General features: G+C 62.6%; 6 protein-coding genes. 5 read left to right on the top strand and 1 reads right to left on the bottom strand.

From position 1 onward, the window contains the following. Window positions 1-13: 13 nt before the first annotated feature. Complete coding sequence (locus ABI_RS09540; protein WP_006272726.1) at window positions 14-694, bottom strand: ABC transporter ATP-binding protein; 681 nt, start codon at window positions 692-694, stop codon at window positions 14-16. Window positions 695-1,008: 314 nt separating this feature from the next. On the opposite strand from ABI_RS09540, the gene ABI_RS09535 reads away from it, so the two are divergent. The 5 genes from ABI_RS09535 (at window position 1,009) to ABI_RS09520 (ending at window position 4,116) form a co-directional block, all read left to right on the top strand. Continuing rightward, window positions 1,009-1,566, top strand: a complete 558-nt coding sequence (locus ABI_RS09535; protein WP_006272725.1) for a response regulator transcription factor — start codon at window positions 1,009-1,011, stop codon at window positions 1,564-1,566. A 33-nt stretch (window positions 1,567-1,599) separates the two neighbouring features. Beyond that, window positions 1,600-2,811 (top strand): sensor histidine kinase, encoded by a 1,212-nt coding sequence (locus ABI_RS09530; protein ID WP_006272724.1) that lies wholly within the window; start codon window positions 1,600-1,602, stop codon window positions 2,809-2,811. 114 nt (window positions 2,812-2,925) lie between these two features. Further along, window positions 2,926-3,486 (top strand): hypothetical protein, encoded by a 561-nt coding sequence (locus ABI_RS09525; RefSeq protein ID WP_006272723.1) that lies wholly within the window; start codon window positions 2,926-2,928, stop codon window positions 3,484-3,486. Between the two features lie 25 nt (window positions 3,487-3,511). After that, window positions 3,512-3,685: a hypothetical protein gene (locus tag ABI_RS25620; protein ID WP_006272722.1), complete on the top strand. Its 174-nt coding sequence runs from the start codon at window positions 3,512-3,514 to the stop codon at window positions 3,683-3,685. A gap of 14 nt (window positions 3,686-3,699) precedes the next feature. After that, window positions 3,700-4,116, top strand: coding sequence for a CBS domain-containing protein (locus ABI_RS09520; RefSeq protein WP_006272721.1), 417 nt, complete (start codon window positions 3,700-3,702; stop codon window positions 4,114-4,116). Window positions 4,117-4,137 lie beyond the last annotated feature (21 nt).

Raw genomic sequence — 4,137 nt, 5'->3', positions numbered from 1 at the left:
ACCAAAACACCCTCTATACCGCCCTGGTCACCGACAGCAGCAACCGGCCGTCCAGCATGTCGATCTGGCGAGACGCCTGATCGGCCTGGGCGCGTGAGTGCGTCACCATGACGATGGTCGAACCCGCCGCGTTCAAACCTTTGAGGATGGACATGATCTGGGCGCCGTTTTCGCTGTCCAGGTTGCCGGTCGGTTCGTCGGCCAAGATCAGGTCCGGCGAACCCGCAATGGCGCGGGCAATCGCCACGCGTTGCTGCTGGCCACCGGACAGTTGGTTCGGGAAGTGCCGCGCCCGGTGCGCCAGTCCTACCCGGTCCAGGGCTGCCTCGACCAGGTTGCTGCGCTGCCCCTTAAGGTCCTTGCGGTACAATACCCCCAGCTCGACGTTTTCCTGCACGGTCAGGTCGTCGACCAGGTTGAAACTCTGGAAAACGAAGCCCAGGTGCCGGGCGCGGAATTCCGCCAGGTTGGCTTCGTTCAGACGGGTCAGTTCCAGGCCGTCATAGTGGTAACTGCCCGTGGTCGGACGGTCGATCGCCCCCAATATGTTCAGCAGGGTCGACTTGCCGCAGCCCGACGGCCCCATAATGGCCAGGAATTCGCCCTTGGCTATGGTCAGGTCGATACTGCGCAGAGCGGCCGTCGAAACCTCGACCGAGCGATACAGGCGGGTGATGTTCTTGAGTTCGATCATTCGAAGCGGTACACCGGCGGCAGGAAGGGCAATCTGACTATCACGACGTGCGTTCGGGTGTAAGCCAGGAGCTCTACCAGATGACGTGATCCGGCGGAGACGGATGTCCCCGCCGCGATCAGTCCCCCTCCCGGCGCCCCCGCTGAGAGTCCGCACCATCACATTCCCACAGGGGCGGGGGCGTGATACGCGGATCCGATTATAACTTAACACAGATTTCACCAACGACATAAACACCAGATTTTATTTGACTTTTTTGATTTTTTCAGCCAATTTGGGGTCGTAAACTCACCTCTAAGTGTCCGAAATCGAACATGTCCGACCCCCGCCGCAAGGCCCTCTTTCTCGATGATGACGCCGATATCCTGGCGGCGGCCGATCTGGCCTTACGCCGGCACGGCTACGACATGACCGGCGCCCAGACGCCGGACGAAGCCCGCGCCCGGCTGGCCGATTCGAAGTTCGACATCATCCTGCTGGACCTCAACTTCCGCCGCGGCGATACCTCGGGCGAGGCCGGTCTCGCCTTTCTGGAGGAGCGTAAGCGACTCGATCCCCACACCCCAGTTGTGGTTGTCACCGGCCATAGCGGGTTGAGCATCGCCGTCCAGGCCATGCGGGTGGGTGCCGAGGATTTCGTCGTCAAGCCGTGGCACAATGATCGTTTGATCGCCACGCTCAATGCCGCCATCGAACAGCCGCGGGTCGTGCCCCCGCCCCCGCCACCTGTCGATCTCAACCTGGAACGGTCGGAGCGCGAACTGATCCGCGAGGCCCTCAACCGGCACGCCTTCAATATCTCCCACGCCGCCAAGGAGTTGGGCCTGACCCGGGCCGCCCTGTACCGGCGCATGGAAAAACATGGCCTATAGAAAACATGGCCTATGAAAACGTGACCTGTAAATATGGACTTTAAGGCCTGGTTCCGTCTCGGCGCGGCCCAGGCCGGTGTCTTTGCCTGCGGCGCCCTGTGCTGGGCCGCCGCTGCCGCCGGCCATGTGGCGACGGCGGTGGTCTGTGCGGTCGCTGGACTGATCCTGGTCAATATCCTGCTGCTAAGCCAGCGCCGCCGTCAATCGCCGGTCCAGCGCGCACCCGATGCCACCTTCGCGTCGGAACAGAGCCGCCGCCGCCTTAGCGCCCTGGTCGACGAGACCCCCTCCCCCTTGCTGCTGCAGGAGGAGGATGGCCGGCTGATCGCGGTCAACCGCGCCGCCCGCCAAATGTTCGACGCCTCGTCGGAGCTGCCGGTGGCGACGCGCTGGGCGCTGCTGGGCCCCGGCGACCGGCTGGACAGCCTGCGTGGCCAGATCGACTGGCGCGGCGGCCGTTACGCCATTCACAAGGCCAGGCTGGACCACGCCCTGCTGGCCATCCTGATCGACATTACACCCGAGGTCCGCGCCGCCGAGGCCTCCGCCTTGCGCGACCTGCTGAAGGTGCTGAACCACGAACTGATGAACGCCCTCACACCAGTCGCCTCGATGAGCCGCAGCGCATTGGAGCTGATCGAGGACAACACAGCCGAAAGCCTGGCCCTGGCGCGCGGCGCCCTGGGGACCGTCGTCGCACGAACCGAAGGTCTGGTTGGGTTCGTTGACTCCTACCGTATCCTGACGCGCTTGCCGCCGCCCGATCTCAAGCCGGTGGGCCTAACCCCATTCGCCAGCGAAATCGCCCAGGCTTTCCGGGCGCAATGGGACCCCCGCGGCGTGGCACTGGACCTGGTCAGCGACGTCGCTGGGGCGATTGTGGTTATGGACGCGGATCAGGTGCGGCTGTGTCTGACCAACCTGCTCAATAACGCCGCCGAAGCGGCCCAGGATAGCCCTCGTCCCAGGGTGCGGCTCAGCCTTACCTTGAGCGAACGCCAGGTCGAGGTCGAGGTCGAAGACAGCGGCCCTGGCATTGAGCCGGCCATGGCTGAGACCATCTTCCTGCCGTTCTATACCACCAAGGCGACCGGCACCGGCGTGGGACTCAGCCTGGCGCGGCAGATCCTGCAAGGCCACGGCAGCAGCCTGATGCTGCGCCCTGACGGTGACCTGGGCGGGGCGCATTTCTGCTTTACGCTGCAGCGGCCGGCCAATGCGGCGAACCCGTGGGAAGCCGTCTGATAGCGCCTTACCGAAGTTTTACGAACCGGTCCGCTATAGGCATAATAATCTTACCCGCAGACTCGTAGTCTCGCCTTTCCCCACAAAGCTTTCATAATAGGCGAGGAGTCCTTCATGGCCGCCACAAAGCGACCGGCACAGCACAACGATTCCGTCAACCGTGATCAGAAACGCGCCGACCAGGGTGAAACCCTGCGCAACAAGACGGGCGCCCCCGCAATCCTGATAGCGGCACCGGCCACGACGAACGCGGCCAGTATGGCAAGACTGCGGTCAATCCCGAAATCCGCCCCATCAAGCCTTAAGGAGCTCATCATGCGCACCACCTCCCCTCCCCCGCACAAGCAGGATAACGGCATGGACAGGACATACAAGGCCATGAGTCCGCGAATGTATCGCGACAATGATAATGATCGTGACAACGCCTCCGAAACTCGCGTCCCAACCGGTAGCGAACGTGACCGCTCGGCGAACGCCGGCAACCCTCCGGCCGACGCCGCTGCGCCTCAGGCGGAACCGGCTGCCCTCGGACGGTACGGCGCTCACCACTACAGCAGCGACCAGGACAAGCGCGGCTATGAGCGGGCCTACCAGCGCGAACACAATAACATCGGTCGTTTCGAACGCAGCACACACGACCTTCAGAAAGACGGCCGCCAAAGTCGGGACGACTAGCCCCTTTGCAACCAGGAGAATGCCCATGATCGTCATTACCGCCATCCGGTCGTTTATCGACGGCTTCCTCCACGGACCCGTCGGGCGCAAGCCGTATCTGCGTGCCGAGAAGAAGCAGATGAACGACCTCAACGAAGATCAGATCGACTCGATGATCGACGACACCTTTCCCGCCAGCGATCCGCCCGGGACGTACTAATCAGGAGGTTTCCCATGCTTGTCAGGGACATCATGACTACGAAATTCCAGCTTGTTGCCCCCGACACCTCGCTTGGTGAAGCCGCTAAGCTGATGCGCGATGGCGATTTCGGCTATTTACCGGTGGGTGAGGACGACCGCCTCAAAGGTGCTGTCACCGACCGCGACATTGTCATCCGCGGTCTGGCCGAAGGGCGCGGCCCCAATGCGACGGTGGCAGAGGTCCTGTCTGAACAGATCGTCTACTGTTTCGAGGACGACGAAATCAATGAAGCGGCCGACATCATGAAGCTGGAGCAGATTCGCCGCCTCGCGGTGCTGAACAGCGACAAACGCCTGGTCGGCATCATCAGCCTGGGCGATATTGCCCGCATCACCGAAGATAAACGGCTGACCGGCGATATCGAGACCCAGGTCGCACAGCCCAACTAGGTCGTAGACTCATAACGCTTT

Source organism: Asticcacaulis biprosthecium C19, assembly GCF_000204015.1.
Lineage (GTDB): Bacteria > Pseudomonadota > Alphaproteobacteria > Caulobacterales > Caulobacteraceae > Asticcacaulis > Asticcacaulis biprosthecius.
This window is presented reverse-complemented; position numbering and strand designations above follow the sequence as displayed.